The sequence below is a fragment of the Streptomyces sp. NPDC046122 genome (assembly GCF_056429965.1).
Genome location: NZ_JBWKLQ010000022.1, coordinates 42,137 through 59,174, shown reverse-complemented (window position 1 = coordinate 59,174; position 17,038 = coordinate 42,137). Strand labels below are relative to the sequence as shown.

Genomic DNA, 17,038 nt, shown 5'->3' with positions numbered 1-17,038 from the left:
CCGCTACGAACGCAAGCCCGACCACTTCCTCGCCTTCGTCGGCATAGCCGCAGCCCTCATCTGCCACCGTCGCCTCACCAACTGAAACGGCGTCTAAACCCCCCAAAGGCTCTGGCCGTCGCTTGACCACCGCGTGCAATGACGCCGCGCGCCCGCCGTCACCTTACGGTTGCGGCTGCGTGTTCTGCGCGTCGGCGACGGCGCGCTGGGTGCGGAAGTTCTCCCGGTAGGCGTCGTACACGGAGGCGGTGGGGTGCTCAGGGTCCGTGGAGTCGTCCCACTTCAGGAGGGCTTCGTCGTTTCCGGTCAGGCCCGACTTGGTATAGGGGTGGCTGCCGGTGAAGACTATCTTCTGGTTCTTTTTGCCCTTGTAGGTGCCCTCGATGAGTAGGTACTTGGTGTGGGTGGCGGTGTGCGTGCCGCCCGCCGCGTCGTCCAGCTTGTGCAGACCGACACCGCCGTACCGGGTGGGCTTGGTGAGGATCTGCTCGACGACGGTTCCCGAAGCGTCGAGGCCGCGGTACACGATGTCGACGTAGCAGCCCGCGTCGTCCAGGTCCCACAGTTTCTGCGCGACTTCAGGCCGGGTTATCCCGTGCATTGCGACGCGGATCACCGTGCGGCCGTCGGTGGTGCCGTAGCCGGTGTCGTTGCCGTAGCAGGCTGGCTTCCCGTCGACCGGGTCGTCCACCGTGCTGAGGATGTTGACGATGACGTCAGTGGTCGCCCGGGGGAAGAAGTAGGCCTTGGCCCTGCCCGCCTGAGCGTCCATCAGCACGTCGGAAACCTGCTTCGACGGGTCCGCCTGAGCCTCGGCCTGCCGCTTGAAATAAGCGGCGTAGGCGCCGTACAGGGCCTGGTTGTCGGCCACCGTCAGGGCGTCGTTCCAGGACTTCTTCCGGTCCCAGGTGGTCATGTTCGCGGAGGACTGCACGACCACGTTGTCCACCGGCACGGTGGCGGTGGCGCTGCCCTTGGTACGGGAGAACAGGTAGAACTTGTTGTGGTTGACGCTGGGCCAGCCGTCCGCCGGGGCCGGATCCTTCGCCAGGCACGCCTGCTTGTCGGCGCACAGCCGCACCCAGGAGTCACCCGAGCCGGCGGGCTTCTTCGCGAGCCCGGCGGCGAGCAGGTCGTACATTGGGCCGCCCTCCCAGTGACGGCGGGTCTCGCTGTCCAGGATCACCTGAACGTTCACCCCACGCAGGTGCGCCGCGTTCAGCCGCTCCACCACCCATTTGGAGCCGAACACATACGTGGAGATCATGATGTCGGAACCGGGGACCGCGCCGTCGATGAGCCGGGCGAGGTGGGTGGGTATCGCGTCGGTCCGTGCGGGGTCGAGGCTGGTGGGGTCGTTGAACACGGCGCCGGTCGTCACCGCAGGGACGGGCGTGCCGCCGTCTGCGAGCGCGGGCACCGGGGCTGTGGCGCCGAGGAGGGCGAGGGTGGCTGCTGTCGTGGTCGCCGTCTGGACGAACTTGATCTTGGTCACGAACGGTGACCCTACCCAGGCAGGGCCCAGGGGCTGCCACCGCCCCTGGGAAGCCTCAGTGGTGTACGAGGCGCTGAGCAGGCCAAGCAACCGCCTGCGCGATACCGGTCCGCCGGCCGCAGTCGAACATCTCAACGTGGCGCCGGTGACGGCCCATGTCGTGCCAGAAGGACCGATAGGAGCCTGTGCCTCACGTCTGTCGAGGCGGCTGCTGCAGGGCACCGTCCGCCAAGTCTCCGTTCGGCGGCGCCTTGCGGACGGGCGTTCCTACCTACCTAGGAGTTGTCGTCAAAGTGTCACGCCCACATCAGGAGCGAGGCGAGGGTGACGGCTCCTTGGTAGGACTGGGCGGTCTTGTCGTATTAGGTGGCGATGCCACGCCATTGCTTCAAGCGGTTGAAGCACCGTTCCACGACATTGCGGTGCTTGCAGACCTGCTTGTCGAAGACGGGAGGGCGGCCGCCGAGGCTGCCGCGTCGTGCACGGTTGCGGACCTGGTCGGCCCGCTCTGGGATGGTGGGGGGATGTTGCGACGCCGCAGCCAGGTGCGGATCGCTTTCGAGCTGTAGCCCTTGTCGCCGATGACGTGAGCGGGCCGCACCCGCGGGCGTCCCGGTCCCTGGGGGGTACTCGTATTGCCTCCATTACGGCGGTGAACTGGGTGCAGTCGTTGGTGTTTCCGCCCGTGAGCAACAGGGCGAGCGGGCGGCCCAGGCCGTCGCATGCCAGGTGGATCTTGCTCGTCAGTCCGCCGCGGGAGCGTCCGAGTGCCGGGTTGCGGTGCCCCCCTTTTCGGGCACCGGCCGCGTGCTGATGGGCGCGGACGATGCTGGAGTCGACCGACACCAGCCAGTCGATGTCCCCGGCCGCGTCCGCCCTGGCTTGCGCGGCCCGCAGCATCCGGTCGAACGTGCCGTCGGCGGCCCAGCGGCGGAACCGGGTGTGCAGACGGCCCAGGATCCGTACCGCTCGGGCACATCACGCCAGGCCACTCCGGCACGGAACTTCCGCACGATCCCGTTGAGCATCGTCCGGTCGTCCAGCCGAGGCCGCCCCATCACCCTCCGGGGCAGCAACGGCCGCACGAAATCCCACTCAGCATCGGACAGTTCATGGCAGCGTATCACCCGACCATGATCCACTACCCAAGATCACATTGACGACAGTCCCTGGCCCGGTGGTGACTGGACTGGCGGGAGTTCAGGTGGCAATGCCGAGTTCATTGCGTGTGGTGGACGAAATGCCGCGGCTGGCTCAAGCCGCCAGGAGGCAAGGGTCGGTATCGAACTCGTGGACGTAGTTCTTGGCCCGGCTGGAGTGGATGCTGACGCGGATGTCGACGGACTGGTCGCCCAGTGCGAGGCTGTGGTCGAATTGCGGGCTGGATTGGGCGGTCCGGTCCGGATGCATGCTGGCGGAGCAGTGTGAAGGCGCCGTACAGCATGCCTGCGGCTCGCTAATTTCTGGGCAGGTCCGCTCTAGGGATTCTGTGGCTGCAGCAGGCTCGTCGGCATGGCCGGGAACTGGTGGCAGGAGGGGTGTCTTACCGTGGCGCTTGAGCTGGGCCTATACGATCTCGCGCGACGGCAGGGTAACTGACGAGCACAAAGGAGTAGGCGTGGCGGAACTGATCAAGCAGCAGGAGCTCGACGTCGAGGTCGACTTCTTCGGATTCGGTCTCCAGGAGGTGGACGATCGGTTCGTGCCGGTCGGCTACCCCGAGGGGCGTGTTCCAGAAGGTTTCTTGGCGGAGCACCCCGGCCGTATCGATGTGGAGAGCGGCGGGCATACCCACACGGCTTCGTTGACGGTCGAGGTGTGGGACGCAGAGCCTCCTTCTGCGGAGGCACGCGACGCGTGGGAGGCGCAGGGTGAGGCACAGATTCACAGTGCATCAGGCGAGTTGGCGCTGTGGGCCGTGGCCGGCCCCATGCCCGAGTACGTGCGGCTTCCCGACGCTGGAAGGGAGTGGCGGGTGCGCATCTACTGCGCGGGGCGGCAGGAAGTGCGGTGCCTGGCACAGGAGTCGGTGCCCGAAGGCGTGGAACGTTACCTTGCGCAGTTCTGGCCCGTCGACGTATGAGGACTGGGCAGGAGCTTGGTTCACTCCTGCCCCCGACTCTCAGCTGATCTTGACGATGAAGCCGTCGTCCATGCCGTCGATGAGGCGGTTCTTCGTATAGAACTGTGAAAGCAGGATTCCCGCGTCCCGGTTCTCGTCGCCGGTCACTGGGAGCACGGAGAAGTTGTTCTTTTCAACGTACGGGTCGTACTCGGGCTGTGCGCACCCTTCGTAGGTGGTCGCGAAGGGGTACACCAGGGCCGAGCGCCCCTGCAATGCCACCTCATCGCCCACGACACGGAGGCGATGGGCCGAGTTCGTCCCGTTCCTGCACTTCGACGCCGAGATCCGCCGGATCGTCTGCACGACCAACGCGATCGAGTCCGTCAACGCGAGGATCCGCCGGGCGGTAAGGGCCCGTGGCCACTTCCCCTCCGAGAACGCCGCCCTGAAGTGCGTCTACCTCGCGGTGATGTCCCTCGACCCGACCGGCGCCGGCCGCAAACGCTGGACCACCCGCTGGAAGCGAGCCCTCCAGGCCTTCGACATCGCCTTCGACGGACGCCTCACCAACAACCGAATCTGACCCACGAGCCAACCACGGTTACACCGTTTACTGGACAGACCCCGAGAGCGCGACAGCCCCCGCGTGAGCGGGCCGGGTGGGTGTGCCGCTCCAGGGAGCGGACGGACGCGTGCCGGGACCGCGCGAGCAGTAAGGCGCGCGAATTGGGGGCGTGGGATCTTGGGGCATAGGTTGACGGCATGGTGGAGGGGGCGAACTCTGCGGCGCAGACCATGCCGCAGGAGCAGCAGACAAGGGGGCGGCATGCCGCCCGGCGGAATAAGGACAAAGGCGGGCTGGCTCGTTCGTCTTTGTTGATGGCTGTTGGCACGGTGGTCTCGCGGGCGACGGGGCTGATCCGTCAGGTGCTGCAGGCCGCGGCGCTGGGAACGGGCCTGCTGGCCAGCACGTACAACACGGCGAACACCGTGCCGACGAGCCTGTACACGCTGCTGATCGGCGGCGCGCTCAATGCTGTGCTGGTGCCGCAGCTGGTGCGGGCCCGGGCCACGGAGCCCGATGGCGGGCGGGCGTACGAGCAGCGGCTGGTCACGCTCGTGGTGTGCGTGTTGGGCGTGGGGACGGCGCTGGCGGTATGGGCAGCGCCGCAGATCGTGGGCCTGTACATGCGGGACACCCCGGACAATCACGAGGCGTTCGAGCTGACGGTGACGTTCGCGCGGTTCCTGCTGCCGCAGATCTTCTTCTATGGCCTGTTCAGCATCTACGGGCAGGTGCTGAACGCGCGTGAGAAGTTCGGCGCGATGATGTGGACCCCGGTGCTGAACAACGTCGTGCTGGTCGGCATGTTTGCCGCCTATCTGGGGCTGATGACGGTGCCCGACCGGGTGGAGGACATCACCGCCGCCCAAGTGCGGCTGCTGGGGATCGGGACCACTACGGGCATCGCCGTCCAGGCCCTGGCTCTGATCCCCTTCGCCCGGGCGGCCGGTTTCCGGTTCCGGCCGCGGTTCGACTGGCGGGGCACCGGCCTGGGTAAGAGCGTGCACGCAGCGAAGTGGACGCTGCTGTTCGTCCTGGCCAACCAGGTCTCCCTGACGGTGGTCACGAACTACGCCAATGCCGCCGACCAGGAGCTGCCGCAGGCCGGCGCAGGCTACTCCGCCTACATCTACGCGCAGACCATCTGGATGTTGCCGCAGTCGATCGTGACCGTGTCCCTGGTGACGGCGCTGCTGCCGCGCATGAGCCGGGCCGTCGCCGAGGGCCGCATCCCGGACCTGCGCGCGGACCTGTCCGGGGCGCTGCGGATCAGCGGCGTGGTCATCGTGCCCGCCGCCTTCCTCTTCCTCGCCCTGGGGCCCCAGATCTCTTCGCTGCTGTTCGCCCACGGAGCAGCCGATGCCGCCTCAGCCCGCCCACTGGGCTACATGCTGCAGGCGTTCGGGCTCGGGCTCATCCCGTTCTCCGCCCAGTACCTGATGCTGCGCGGCTTCTACGCCTTCGAGGACACCCGCACCCCGTTCTTCATGGCGGCCTGGATCGCAGGCGTGAACATCGCCCTGGCCACGGCCTGCCATGTGGCCCTGCCCGCCCGCTGGTCGGTAGTCGGCATGGCCGGGGCCTACACCCTCTCCTATGTGGCCGGTCTCGCACTTACCGCCTACCTGCTGCGCAAAAAGATGGGGGGCCGGATCGACGACGGAGGTGTGCGCCGCACCTACGTGAAGCTGCTGTGCGCCGCGTGCCCGGCTGCTGGGCTGGGCTGGGCCGCAGCGCGTGCGTGCGCTGGCCCGGGAGATGGGACGTGGCCTACTGCTGTCGCCTTGGCTGCCGGGGCGCTCGCGACAGCCCTGGCGTATCTCCTTCTCGCCCGGTTACTGAAGGTCAACGAGCTCCGTCGTCTGCCCGGGATGCGTTGAGTCCAGGCAAACGATGAAAGGGGGCGGGTAAGAACGCCGGCACCAGCCGCCAACATGGGTGTCACGTCCGGCGACGTGCGGGGGGCGCTCGGCGACGTGCCGGGCGACCGCGTCGACGCCGGGGCGGGCGTACCGCTCCAGGGAGCGGACGGAGGCGTGGCGAGAGCGGGCCAGCAGCATCGGGGTGGACGTGCCGTCCTCGGCGTCGTGTGTCAGGGCACTGTGGCGGAGCCGGTGGAGCGTCCCGCCGTCCAGGTCCTCGATGCCGTCCGGAGAGGCGAGGGGGTTGGCCGGCAGCTGGGTGTTCTCCTCGAAGATCTCCTCAGCGCGGCGGTAGGAGGGCCGGGGACACCGCGAACTCAACGGAGCTCTGCCAGGGTGGCGCCGGTGGTCTCCTCGTAGGTGTCGTCGCTGTATCTCTGGTGCGATATCTCGGCCTCGTGTCAGTGACCCACCATGGGATATACCGCGGTGTGGCATTGAGACGCGTTGTCCGTGTCACCCCCATGTCAGCAGCGGACAGCCGCTCGCCCGTCCATGACCAGCGAAAAAATGACAGGAAACAGCGGCCAGCCACTGCCAACCACTCCACTGACACGAACCCGGCACATCGCACGCAGCACCCGCTCTGAAGGGGGCTTCTGGCTACGCGTAGTGGGCGGCTCCGGCATAGGACCTCCCCAGTGCTGTGGTGAGCTGGTGCGCGGCAGGACTTCCTGCGCACCAGCCTCGACGACGTCACCACCGCCGCGGCCTCCTCCCCCATGGTCCCCATCCACCTGCGGGGCCTCCTGAACCGCCTCCCCACCCCGAGCGGCACCCTACTGCTGGGCCGTCTGACTTGGGCGGAATCCCAACCCGCCAGGGTCTTGCCCCCGCTGTGGCACGAACAGAGCCACCGCGCCTCCGACACACCCGACCCGTCGGCTGCCGAGGGCCGATGAACCGACCGACGATCCCGCTCGGGAGAGGACACGTCGAGCAGCACGTCGGCGACGGCATCGCGCGCCGCTCCTGTCCCGGCGGGATGCCGGTTCGGCCATTCCATGGGGCGAACGGGCGCAGCAGAGCAGGTCGCTCGCCGTCACTGGGAAGGGGGGTGTCGGCGCTTTCTCCGCCCTCGCCAACCACCAGGAAGCCCTATAAGGGCTTAATCTGCGCGAAAAGGCGTCGTGGAATGGAGCAGGCCGATGAGCAGCAGTCTTCCCTTCGAGGACACCACCGACTTCGACAATGCCGACAGGGGGTTCCTCGGCGCGCTGGTGCCGGCCGTGGTGCGGGATGCCGGGAGCCGCACGGTGTGGGACAACGACGTCTACGGGTTCGTGGAGGCGGGATGCCCGCAGACGGTGAACCCGAGTCTGTGGCGGCAGGCGCAGCTGCCTTCGAAGCAGGGACTGTACGAGGTCCGAGGGTGTGTACCAGGTGCGGGGGCTGGATCTGTCGAACATCACGTTCGTGGAGGGTGAGCGTGGTGTGGTGGTGATCGATCCGCTGATCTCGGCGGAGACAGCCGCGGCGGCGCTGGGGCTGTACCGGGAGCACCGGGGCGAGCGGCCGGTGACGGGCCTGGTCTACACGCATTCGCATGCCGACCATTTCGGCGGGGCGCGGGGAGTGGTCCCGGTGGGGTCGGAGACGGAAATTCCGGTGGTGGCGCCGACGGGGTTCATGGAGCACGCGATCAGCGAGAACGGGTACGCGGGCAACGCGATGACGCGCCGTGCGGTGTACATGTACGGGGACCGGCTGCCGCGTTCGCCCCTGGGGCAGGTGGGTGCGGGTCTGGGATGGCGATGTCAACCGGGACGATCGGGCTCCCCCCGACGCTGGACATCACCGCCAGCGGCCAGGAGGAGACGGTCGACGGGGTGCGTATGGTCTTCCAGCTCACCCCTGGCACCGAGGCTCCCTCGGAGATGAACATCCTGCCGCCGAACCAGCGGGCGCTGCGCATGGCGGAGAACGTCACCCACACCCTGCACAACATCCAGACGCTGCGCGGTGCGGTGGTGCGCGACGCGCGAACTGGTCACGGTACATCGACGAGGCGATCGACATGTTCCACGGCCGCTACGACGTCGGTTTCACCTCCCACCACTGGCCCACCTGGGGCCACGAGAAGGTGGTGGCGCTCCTGGCCCGCCAGCGCGACCTGTACGTCTACCTCCACGACCAGACGCTGCGGATGCTGAACGAGGGGCATGGTCGCCGCCGAGATCGCCGAAGAGATCCAGCTGCCGCCGGCTCTGGAGAACGCCTGGGACGCCCGCGGCTACTACGGGTCGGTGAGCCACAACGTCAAGGCCATCTACTACCGCTACTTGGGCTGGTTCGAAGGCACCCCCCCATGACGGCCCAGCCAAGACGCCACGACACCCGGGCCCCCATATCCACCAAACGGGCACAGGGCGACAGCGCCGCCCGGTCCAGCGCGGATTGGCAGAAGAAACGTGGCCGGTTGCTCAATCAGCAGTGGTCCTCACCAGTCCGGCGGGCAGCACAACCGGGGGCCGAACGCCGCCTACGGCCAGCCCCGGGAGGACCTGCTTTGTCCACTCACCACGAGGGTGCGCCCACACCCCACACCCCACGCTTCTGCAACACCCCAAAGGGAGATCCCCTCGGCTCGGTCGGCGGCTTCACAAGGCCAGACGGCCCACGCCGACCGCATCCCGTCACAGCTACGGCGCCCCCGGCCCCTCCGTAACGAGAGGACACCACGGCGCGTTGCACACAAAACATCACAAACATGACCTAACGTGCTGATTTGTCCGGTACTTCCCAATAACGTCAAATCTGACGGAAGTGGAGATGTTGTGCGCAAGCTTCGCAATGCCGCTCTGGTAGCTGCCATGCTCGGGAGTTTCAGCATGCTCGGGGCCGGTGTCGCCGCGGCCGGCGACGGCGACGGCTACGGCCACCCCGACGGCCGGCACAAGGGCAAGGACGGCAACGTCGTCGTGTGCGAGCAGCGGTCCCGTGTCAGCGACGAGACGCTCCAGCTCGGGCTGATCAACCTCGCGACCGGGCCCATCACGATCCTCGGCAGCGGCCCGGCGACCGCCGTCTCGGTCCAGCAGATCTGCAGCGGCGAGGACACCCGGGCCAGGAGCGACGCCCACGCCGAGACGGGACCCGGCCTCGGCCTCGACCTCGGCCTTCTCTAACCACGCGCCACCCCTCCCCGCGCTCGCCGGCAAGCCGGAAACGGGCGATACCCGTTGAGCTGATGGGCCGCAAGCCGTTCACGCCAGACGCCCGGCTGGGAATTCCCAGCCGGGCGTTTCGCGTGAACAGATGTCGGATTCAGCCACGCCGGCGTCCAAGCGGTCCGGCACGAAGATCCGGGGACCTGGACCGGGCGTTGGCCAGGACCCCGGGGGGCCGCACCCTCGAGGGATGGACAATGCGAGCACCGCCAGGAACAACGCATTGCACGCACTTCAGTCACGGGTAAAGGAAAAAGGACACCGAACTCCTGGTTGCGAGCTGCCGACGTTCCTCACCGGCATACACCGCCGAGGATGACGGCGGCGCTCTGGAGCGAGCACTCGCCGACACCGAGCGGCGCCCCGCTGATCCGAACGCGGTACAGCGCCTGGTCGACGAACTGGCAGCCGCCAGCGGCCGAAGCGGGCAGATCGCCCTCGAGCTCGCCCCGCCCTACCTCTGCGAACAGGAAACCCACGACACCATCCTCGCCCGGCTCGCGAGCGACATAGGCAGCGACACCGAGACCATCCTGGCCGCACGCCGCTACGCCGTCACCGGTGGCCGCCGCGCCCTGGACGGCACCTGGCTCTGCAACCGGAAGTTGAGCCGGGCCCCGCGCCGACTCCGGCGTTACTTCAGTGAGCTTTTTCAAAGTGGTCACCGATCGGGTGACGTCGGTGGCGGGGCCGTAGTGGCAGAACGGGCGGGGCTCCCAGGCAGTTGAGGGAGGTATCTGACATCTCATCTCGGTTGCCGGGGAGCCCCGTTGATTACGTATCCTGCCGCACTCGACCTTCCGCACGCTCTCGTAGAGAGGGTAACGATGCTGATCGTCCTCCGTGAGGGTGACCGGCGGTGCAAGCTGCCTGCGCACCAGCGTGCGCTGGGCGCGCTGGTGTACTTGCGCCAGCACACCACCCTCGCCCAGATCTCGGCCGGCTTCCGGATCAGCGTGGGCACGGCGCACGCCTACGTCCGCTCCGTCGTGACACTCCTGGCCAAGAAGGCACCGGGGCTGACCCGCGCCCTGCGCGAAGTGAAGGCGCGAGCGGGGTTGCTGCTCACCGGCAGCGCCGGCAGCGGTCGCTCCCGCCTGCTTACGGGGGCTGCCGTGAACCCGAACCGGGCCCGGGGGTTCCGATCGTGGTACCGGTCGTGGGGGCGGCCTGCTTCCTCGCTCGCGGACGCGGCGCTGGGCACTGGCGTTGTCGATTCTCGCCGGTGTACTTGGCGCCTCATCGTCGACCGCGGACCGCCCCGGAAGCGACCCGCCGGACTGGGCTTCATTCCGCGACCGGTGACCCGGAAGCGAAGCCAGTGCGCCGCTCTCCGCTGGCCAGCAGACGGCTGGCCGCTTTGACGCGAAGACACGGGACCCCACATGCGCCGCCACCCCTCGGAGTCACGGCGGTGGCTCCTCCGCAGAGTATTCACTCTCCATGACCAGACTGGCCAAGTAGCTCGGAATCGCGGCCAACACCCCTGTCCCTTGGTCATCGGCACATCAGCAGGTCGTGATCGGGACTGCTCGATCGCCTGCCATATCCTTCTGCTCTGGCGAAGACGGAATTGCGCAGGAGGAGGGCGGGGGTGTCGCGAAACCCGAGGGGCGAGTTCCTTGATAGCCCGGCTTGGATGTGTTTGAGCATCCTGTTCTGCGGGTGGACGGCGGCCAGTAGCGACACCGCGCCCTGGGTGAGGGTTGCCTCAACGCTGATGCTGGTGGCCTGGGTGGTGCTGCTGGCGAGGAACCTTCTGCGACGTGCCCGTGACCCTAGGTCTTCCGAGCCGGATGAATCGGCATCCTGAAGGACGCCGAGACCGGAGTCGGCCCGCCACCCGTGAGGGCGGCCGACCGGCGGGGTGGAATCGGCAGAGATCAGCCGGCCTTGGCGGGTTCCACTGCGCGGGCCCGGGTGCTGGCGAGGCGGAAGGAGTCGCAGCCGGTTTCTATGATGGTGCCGTTAAACGTGAGCCGGTCGACGATCGCCGCGCAGAGGTGGGGGTCGGTGCCTTGGGGTCCTCGGCAAGAACAAGCAGGTCACCTTCATCGGATGGCTCCTGACCGTGTGTCCGAGCTGCACCAACAGGCCCGAGACCGCCGCCTGCACGATTGCCTTCATGCTGCCACCCGAGGCTCCGGACTGTTCCCCCGGCCAGCGCAGTGAACCCGGCTGAAGCGGTCCATGGGCAATACCTCCCCATCGGCAGATACGGCTCGATGAACTTCCGCTGGTCATGCGTGAGTTGCCTGCGTGTCACGACCACACAGTCCTACCGGGTTCCACCCCGCGCGAAGGGCAGAATCCAGCAACTGACCACGACATCACACAGGCCCTAGTAGCCCTAGTAGGCGTGACGCCGACGCCGCCCGCCGCTGAACCGGATGCACGCGACGCCCGGTCGGTGAACCTGTGCCCACACCGCTTGCGCACCGGACGGCGCGCTCGGCCGGAGGCTCGGGTCGAGCGTTCGTCCGGGCGGCAGATCGCTCCGGCGAGACTTTACGGCGCCGTAGCCCTCACCGGCTCCGCGGTCGTGACCTTCACCGGTTCGGTGTCGGGTGCGCTGTGCCGCTGGGCCCAGTTCTCCAGGGCCGTGCGGCAGGCGCGGTCGAGGTGGTGCAGCCCGGACAGGTCCATCTCGATCGGCCGATCCTGCGGAAGGGCCTCCAGGCTGTCGAGTATCTTCGGCAGCCGCAGGAACGTCGCGTTGCCCGACAGGTGCACCTGGATCGGCCCCGCGCCCTTGTCTATGACCTCTGTCTTCAGGTGCGATGCCTCCCAGGCGGTCTTGATCACCGCCAGGGCCAGACCGATGAGCACGCCCTCGAACATGTTCACGGCGACGATCGACGCGGCGGTGGCCACCAAGATCAACGCCTCCCCCTTCTGCCCCGGCCACAGCCCGGCGAGCTGGCGGAACGGGATCAGCTTCCAGCCCGCGTGCACCAGGATGCCGGCGAGCGCGGGCAGCGGGATCAGCGCCAGCGCGGAGGGCAGCGCGGCGGCGAACAGCAGCAGCCACACGCCGTGCAGCACACGCGACGCCTTGGTCTTCGCGCCCGCGTTGACATTGGCCGAGCTGCGCACGATCACCGCGGTCATCGGCAGCGCGCCGAGCAGGCCGCACACCGCGTTGCCCCCACCCTGGGCGATCATCTCTTTGTCGTACTGGGTGCGCGGACCATCGTGCAGCCGGTCCACCGCGCCCGCGCTGAACAGCGACTCTGCGGAGGCGATCAGTGCGAACGCGATGATCGTCCCCCAGATGGCCGGGCTGGCGAGCTCACCGAACGCGTCGGCGCCGGGCGGCTGGATGACGCCGAGCAGCCCTTCTACCTCGACGGTGGCGACTGGCAGGCTGAAGGCGAGCGAGGCGACCGTGGCCAGCAGTACCGCGGCAAGGGCGCCGGGCACGATCTGCGCCTTCCTCGGCGCCTTCCTCCACAGCACGATGACGGCGATGGTGCCCGCGCCGATCGCGAGCGAGGCGAGCGCCTTGGTGCTGCCGAGGGCGTCGGCGAACGCCCCGGGCAGGCCGGCGATCTTGCCGAGGCCCGTGTCCGGGGCCTTCATGCCTGCCGCCGCGTAGAGCTGCCCGGCGATGATCACCAGGCCGATGCCGCAGAGCATGCCCTCGACGACGGAGACGGAGATCGCCCGGAACCAGCGGCCTATCCTGAGGAAACCCAGGGCGAGCTGGAGCAGTCCCGCCATCAGCACGATCACGCCGAGGGCGGCTATTCCGAACTCACTGACCGCCTCGAAGACCAGCACGGTCAGGCCTGCGGCCGGCCCTGAAACCTGAAGACTGCTGCCGGGCAGAAGGCCGGTGACCAGGCCGCCCACGATGCCAGTGACCAGGCCCAGCTCCGCGGGGACTCCGGAGGCGACCGCCACGCCGACGCACAGCGGCACGGCGACCAGGAAGACGACGATGGAGGCGGCGAAGTCCTGCCGCAGGTGCGGGAACTTCGACATCACAGTCAGCCCCTTCACAGTGCCTCGAACATGTCCGATTCCGCGCTGTGTTCGCGCACGGCCCCGGTGTGCACCTCGTAGTACCAACCGTGCAGCCTGAGTTGGTCCGCCTGCAGACGTTGCTCGATGCACGGGTAGGAGCGCAGCCGCAGCAGCTGCGTCAGCACGTGGTTCTGCACGGCCTCGGCGACCGTCGGGTCGGCGGGGTCGGAGCACTTGGGTTCCTCTGCGGCGTGCGTGAGCCAGTCACGCACCGCGGGTACGCCGTTCAGGTCCTCGCCACGCACCAGCGCGCCGACGGCGCCGCAGTGGGAGTGACCGCAGACGACGATGTGCTGGACGCCGAGCACCTCGACGGCGTACTCGATGGTGGCCGCCTCGCTGGTGGGGTGCTCGCCGGCGTATGGCGGGACGATGTTGCCCGCGGTGCGCAGCTCGAAGAGCTGGCCGGGGCGGGCGCCGGTGATCAGGGCCGGGATGACCCGGGAATCGGCGCAGGTGATGAACAGGGCCTCTGGTGTCTGGCCTTGGGCGAGGCCGGCGAACTCCTCAGGGCGCTGTCCGAACGTGCGGGCGTTGTCGATGAGGGGTTGCATGTGTGGTGCCTCCTCCTGGCGCGCCGTGGGGGCGCGTCGGGCTTACAGGACAGGTGGGGGACTGCTCTGCTGCTCAACAGCGGAACGCTTGGAGTGCCGCCGGAGAGTGGGCTGTTGAGGTTCTTGATGTGTGGAGGTGATGCGGGCCAGGCCGGGTCGCGGCGGGTCGGCTGCGGATCACCTCCTTCTCTTGGCACGCGCGCTGGACTGCGCCAAGAAAAGCCAAAGACAAGGTCAATGAAGAGTAATGGCGCAGGTGGGGTCGGGCTGAGAAGACATGCTGAACCGGCACTGTTTTCGACTGAAAATAGCTTGAAGTCGGCGAAAAACCACCCGGAGGGCGGAGGGGCGTGGTGTCGACGGAGTGCGCCGCGGACCCAATGAGATGACAGGTGAGCCGCCTCCCGAGAGACGGGCGAAGAGCGGGAGAAGCGTCGAACGATTACGGAAGATTCCCGCACGCGGGGAGGTCAAGCCGAGCAAATCGCCACCCGCAAGCCGGAATGCCCCGGTGCCAGCGGGGAGTACATGTTTATGGCCGGGTTACTGCAGTCCCGACATGCTGCGGAACCGCGTCCCAGAGTCCTCGCCACAGGGCGGGCTCGAGGGCTCGGGCTACCTCACGGGACTTGGGTAGCAGGTCAAGTCCGTCAAGTACTCCGCCAAGGCCTCGTCTCCTCGTGCTGGCAGACCCACCACCACGACACTGTTATCCTCGTCCGTCGCGGCAACGCCGGGCGAGCTGTGCTTCTACACCGACCCGGCTACAGGGGCGCCTCCTGGTGCTACCGCCCATGGGGCTACGCGGACGCGCCGGACCACGTGCACGACAAAGCTCGCTCCTTCGAGTCCAACGCTGATATCACCCTCTACGCGATCGACCATGCGCCGGGCGGACAGTGCTACTACCGCACGCTCTGGGCAGGTGACCGGGACACGAACTGGGCCTGGGGTGCCAGGATCGACGGCATCAGCACCGATCCGAAGGAATGCCAGGCCAACTGAGCCGCTCCTCCCCCGTCCTGGCTTGCCGAAAGACTTCAGGGCGACCGTCCCGCGACCGCAATGACCAGCCGAATATGTAACGTGACGATCGGATGACGACCAGCTCAGCGGCATACCCGTGCACCTGTCAGCGTTAACCAAGCATGAATAGCCTCGACGGATCGGATGCCCCCCCACCCGGCCGCCCGCCTCGACGCCTACTGGCTCGACCGGCCAGCACACGAACCAGAGCTGTGCAGGCATTGCCGCACCCTGTTCGAACCACCGCCCGAAGCAGCCCAATTACTGATGATCACTGCGTGGTGTCGCCTTGCAGTCGCCCATGACACCAGCACAGAGGACCTGCTGCCATGCGACATCACGCGCCGAATCTCAGTAACGGCAAGCTATCTCATGACCAGCCTCGACACTGACCGTCCTGGCCTCACTCACCGTCACCTTGGCACGAGCACTTCCCCGCTGACCACCGCGACCTGGCTTCGTGTCGACGGACGTCCAACGGCCCACCTGGGGGGGTGAAGCTGTTCGCGCTCGTGGAAGCACAACGCATGCCCACGGCTGAGCGGGCGGCCTGGTGGCTGTGCTCGAGGCCCGGGGGCGCCGGAGCAAGTTGTGGAGCTGGGGCTGTAAGGGGGACTGCTGAGCGTCCGATCACTTCTTCCCTCGCTTGTATCGCCAGCAGACGAGGAGGAAACGTCCCCAATCGGAAGTAGCACAGGGAACCGGCACGTCTGACATCTACTGAAGTGCAGCTATCCGCGGCCCTACGGTGAGACCCGAGCAGACTCGCAGCGAATGAACCTGCGGCCCCGTTGTCGGTCAGGTACAGAACCTTGCCTCGTGCCCCTCGATACAGATGAGCATGGGCCTGAAGACTGGGCCTTCACCTACTGGTTGCAGTTCAAGGTGGAGGTCCATAACCGCCTTGAGAGCCCCCACTTCGTTCTCCAGGAAACCGAGTCTGCGTGCCTTGGCCTGAGCTTCGAAGAAGTGGCGAACCCTTTCCCAACCTTCGGACGGTTCAAAGCCATCAAGGGCCGATCACCGGACGGTGAAGACAGTGATCTGAGCACACCCTCGCCACATCTCACCCACCAGACTGGTCCGTCGGTACTCTCGTCCCTCTGTTGCACGACTCCTCCTACAGAGCCCGTCCGAGTTGCCTCCACCGGCTACTACACGTACCTCGAACGCAGCTCCTTCCTGCGCCAGACCGCCGACGCCATCGAGGAAGGGGCCAACGCCTTCACGCTTGGCGTCGGCCCCTACAGCGACTTCGACGCGGACCGCGAGCAGCAGGCGCTGAAGCTGTTCAACCAGCGCGTTGAAGACCGCCGCAACGAGCAGCGGCGCCGCCAGCAGCAGCTGGACCAGCCCGCGCCCACTGGGCCGGCATCCCCGGCACATCACTAACCGACCCGCTGCATCGCCTTCCGGTGCCGTTCCGCCATCGCGGCTCCGGACTCGCGGCGGGCCATCCTGCGCAGGACGGACGGTGCGAGGAGCAGCCCGGCGACCGCCCAGGCGCCCAGCACGCCCGCTGTCTCTAGGTGCCGCCAGGATTCGCCGATCTCGGCGGCGACCGCTTCGGCCGGCAGCAACGCGGCACGCAGACCGAGGCCGAGCCAGTACACGGGGAAGATCTGTCCAACGGTCTGCAGCCACTCGGGCAACTTCGACAGGGGGAAGTAGATCCCCGAGATCACGACGAGTCCCATCACCGGAAGCATCAGCAGCCCGACGGTACGCGGACTGGAGACGAGTGAGCCGATGACGGCACCCATCGGCAGGGTCGCAAGGAGACCCAGCGGCACGACCCACACCAGCGTCAGCAACGCTCCGCGGCCCTGCCGGGCAACCCCGTCCACGAGGAACACGCCAACGGCAAAGGGGAGCGCCATGGAGACGAGAGCCGTTCCCGACACCATGATGATCTTGCCGACGAGGTGGCCGACCATGCCGTGAGGCACGGCCTTGGCCCGCAGCAAGGTGCCGTCTTCGCGCTCGGTCGCCAGGAGCTGCGCCGTGGTCATCATCCCGGTGAACGCAAGCGTCATCCCCACCATGCTCGGCAGCATGAACGCGCCGGCCGAGATGCCGGCACCCTTCAGCGGATCGTCACCGACCAAGAACAGCGGAACGATGAGCAGGACCGTCCAGAGCACGTACCCGAACACGTCCTGGCCGGTGGTGAAGGTTTGCCGGAGTTCCGTCCAGCCGCGCCGCACTCCTA

The 17,038-nt window shown here is 67.5% G+C and carries 11 protein-coding genes and 6 pseudogenes; 9 read left to right on the top strand and 8 right to left on the bottom strand.

Features of this window, described 5'->3' with window-relative positions:
• A pseudogene (locus tag AC07FK_RS32440) lies at window positions 1–85 on the top strand (IS5/IS1182 family transposase); the annotation flags it as partial.
• 78 nt (window positions 86–163) lie between these two features.
• On the opposite strand, the gene AC07FK_RS32435 reads toward AC07FK_RS32440, so the two are convergent.
• Both AC07FK_RS32435 and AC07FK_RS32430 read right to left on the bottom strand, forming a co-directional pair.
• Window positions 164–1,495, bottom strand: coding sequence for a phospholipase D-like domain-containing protein (locus AC07FK_RS32435; protein ID WP_479108497.1), 1,332 nt, complete (start codon window positions 1,493–1,495; stop codon window positions 164–166).
• Window positions 1,496–1,791: 296 nt separating this feature from the next.
• Window positions 1,792–2,622: pseudogene (locus AC07FK_RS32430) on the bottom strand (IS5 family transposase).
• Window positions 2,623–3,113: 491 nt separating this feature from the next.
• Between AC07FK_RS32430 and AC07FK_RS32425 the strand changes: the two are divergent.
• The 3 genes and pseudogenes from AC07FK_RS32425 (at window position 3,114) to murJ (ending at window position 6,005) form a co-directional block, all read left to right on the top strand.
• Window positions 3,114–3,578 carry a hypothetical protein gene (locus AC07FK_RS32425; protein ID WP_479108496.1) on the top strand — a complete coding sequence of 155 codons (465 nt, stop codon included), beginning with the start codon at window positions 3,114–3,116 and terminating at the stop codon, window positions 3,576–3,578.
• A gap of 286 nt (window positions 3,579–3,864) precedes the next feature.
• Window positions 3,865–4,143: pseudogene (locus AC07FK_RS32420) on the top strand (transposase); the annotation flags it as partial.
• 179 nt (window positions 4,144–4,322) lie between these two features.
• A complete protein-coding gene (murJ, locus tag AC07FK_RS32415) occupies window positions 4,323–6,005 on the top strand; it encodes a murein biosynthesis integral membrane protein MurJ (protein WP_479108495.1) in 1,683 nt (560 codons plus the stop codon).
• Here murJ and AC07FK_RS32410 read toward each other — a convergent pair.
• Window positions 5,961–6,368: a hypothetical protein gene (locus AC07FK_RS32410; protein WP_479108494.1), complete on the bottom strand. Its 408-nt coding sequence runs from the start codon at window positions 6,366–6,368 to the stop codon at window positions 5,961–5,963. The genes murJ and AC07FK_RS32410 overlap by 45 nt on opposite strands.
• An 827-nt stretch (window positions 6,369–7,195) precedes the next feature.
• Here AC07FK_RS32410 and AC07FK_RS32405 point away from each other — a divergent pair.
• Both AC07FK_RS32405 and AC07FK_RS32400 read left to right on the top strand, forming a co-directional pair.
• A pseudogene (locus AC07FK_RS32405) lies at window positions 7,196–8,353 on the top strand (alkyl/aryl-sulfatase); the annotation flags it as partial.
• A gap of 507 nt (window positions 8,354–8,860) precedes the next feature.
• Window positions 8,861–9,175 (top strand): hypothetical protein, encoded by a 315-nt coding sequence (locus tag AC07FK_RS32400; protein WP_479108493.1) that lies wholly within the window; start codon window positions 8,861–8,863, stop codon window positions 9,173–9,175.
• Window positions 9,176–9,510: 335 nt separating this feature from the next.
• Here AC07FK_RS32400 and AC07FK_RS32395 read toward each other — a convergent pair whose 3' ends face one another.
• Window positions 9,511–9,696, bottom strand: coding sequence for a hypothetical protein (locus AC07FK_RS32395; RefSeq protein WP_479108492.1), 186 nt, complete (start codon window positions 9,694–9,696; stop codon window positions 9,511–9,513).
• A 291-nt stretch (window positions 9,697–9,987) separates the two neighbouring features.
• Between AC07FK_RS32395 and AC07FK_RS32390 the strand changes: the two are divergent.
• Window positions 9,988–10,257 (top strand): annotated as a pseudogene (locus AC07FK_RS32390) (helix-turn-helix domain-containing protein); the annotation flags it as partial.
• An 843-nt stretch (window positions 10,258–11,100) separates the two neighbouring features.
• On the opposite strand, the pseudogene AC07FK_RS32385 reads toward AC07FK_RS32390, so the two are convergent.
• From AC07FK_RS32385 to AC07FK_RS32375, 3 genes and pseudogenes are all read right to left on the bottom strand, one after another.
• Window positions 11,101–11,232, bottom strand: a pseudogene (locus AC07FK_RS32385) (IS21-like element helper ATPase IstB); the annotation flags it as partial.
• A gap of 493 nt (window positions 11,233–11,725) precedes the next feature.
• Window positions 11,726–13,204, bottom strand: coding sequence for a SulP family inorganic anion transporter (locus AC07FK_RS32380; protein ID WP_479108491.1), 1,479 nt, complete (start codon window positions 13,202–13,204; stop codon window positions 11,726–11,728).
• Window positions 13,205–13,218: 14 nt separating this feature from the next.
• Window positions 13,219–13,800: a carbonic anhydrase gene (locus AC07FK_RS32375; RefSeq protein ID WP_479108490.1), complete on the bottom strand. Its 582-nt coding sequence runs from the start codon at window positions 13,798–13,800 to the stop codon at window positions 13,219–13,221.
• A gap of 822 nt (window positions 13,801–14,622) precedes the next feature.
• On the opposite strand from AC07FK_RS32375, the gene AC07FK_RS32370 reads away from it, so the two are divergent.
• Entirely contained in the window at window positions 14,623–14,805 is a 183-nt protein-coding gene (locus AC07FK_RS32370; protein ID WP_479108489.1) for a hypothetical protein, read from the top strand.
• An 840-nt stretch (window positions 14,806–15,645) separates the two neighbouring features.
• Window positions 15,646–16,218: a hypothetical protein gene (locus tag AC07FK_RS32365; RefSeq protein WP_479108488.1), complete on the top strand. Its 573-nt coding sequence runs from the start codon at window positions 15,646–15,648 to the stop codon at window positions 16,216–16,218.
• Here AC07FK_RS32365 and AC07FK_RS32360 read toward each other — a convergent pair.
• Entirely contained in the window at window positions 16,215–17,033 is an 819-nt protein-coding gene (locus tag AC07FK_RS32360) for an ABC transporter permease (RefSeq protein WP_479108487.1), read from the bottom strand. The genes AC07FK_RS32365 and AC07FK_RS32360 overlap by 4 nt on opposite strands.
• Window positions 17,034–17,038: the final 5 nt, after the last annotated feature.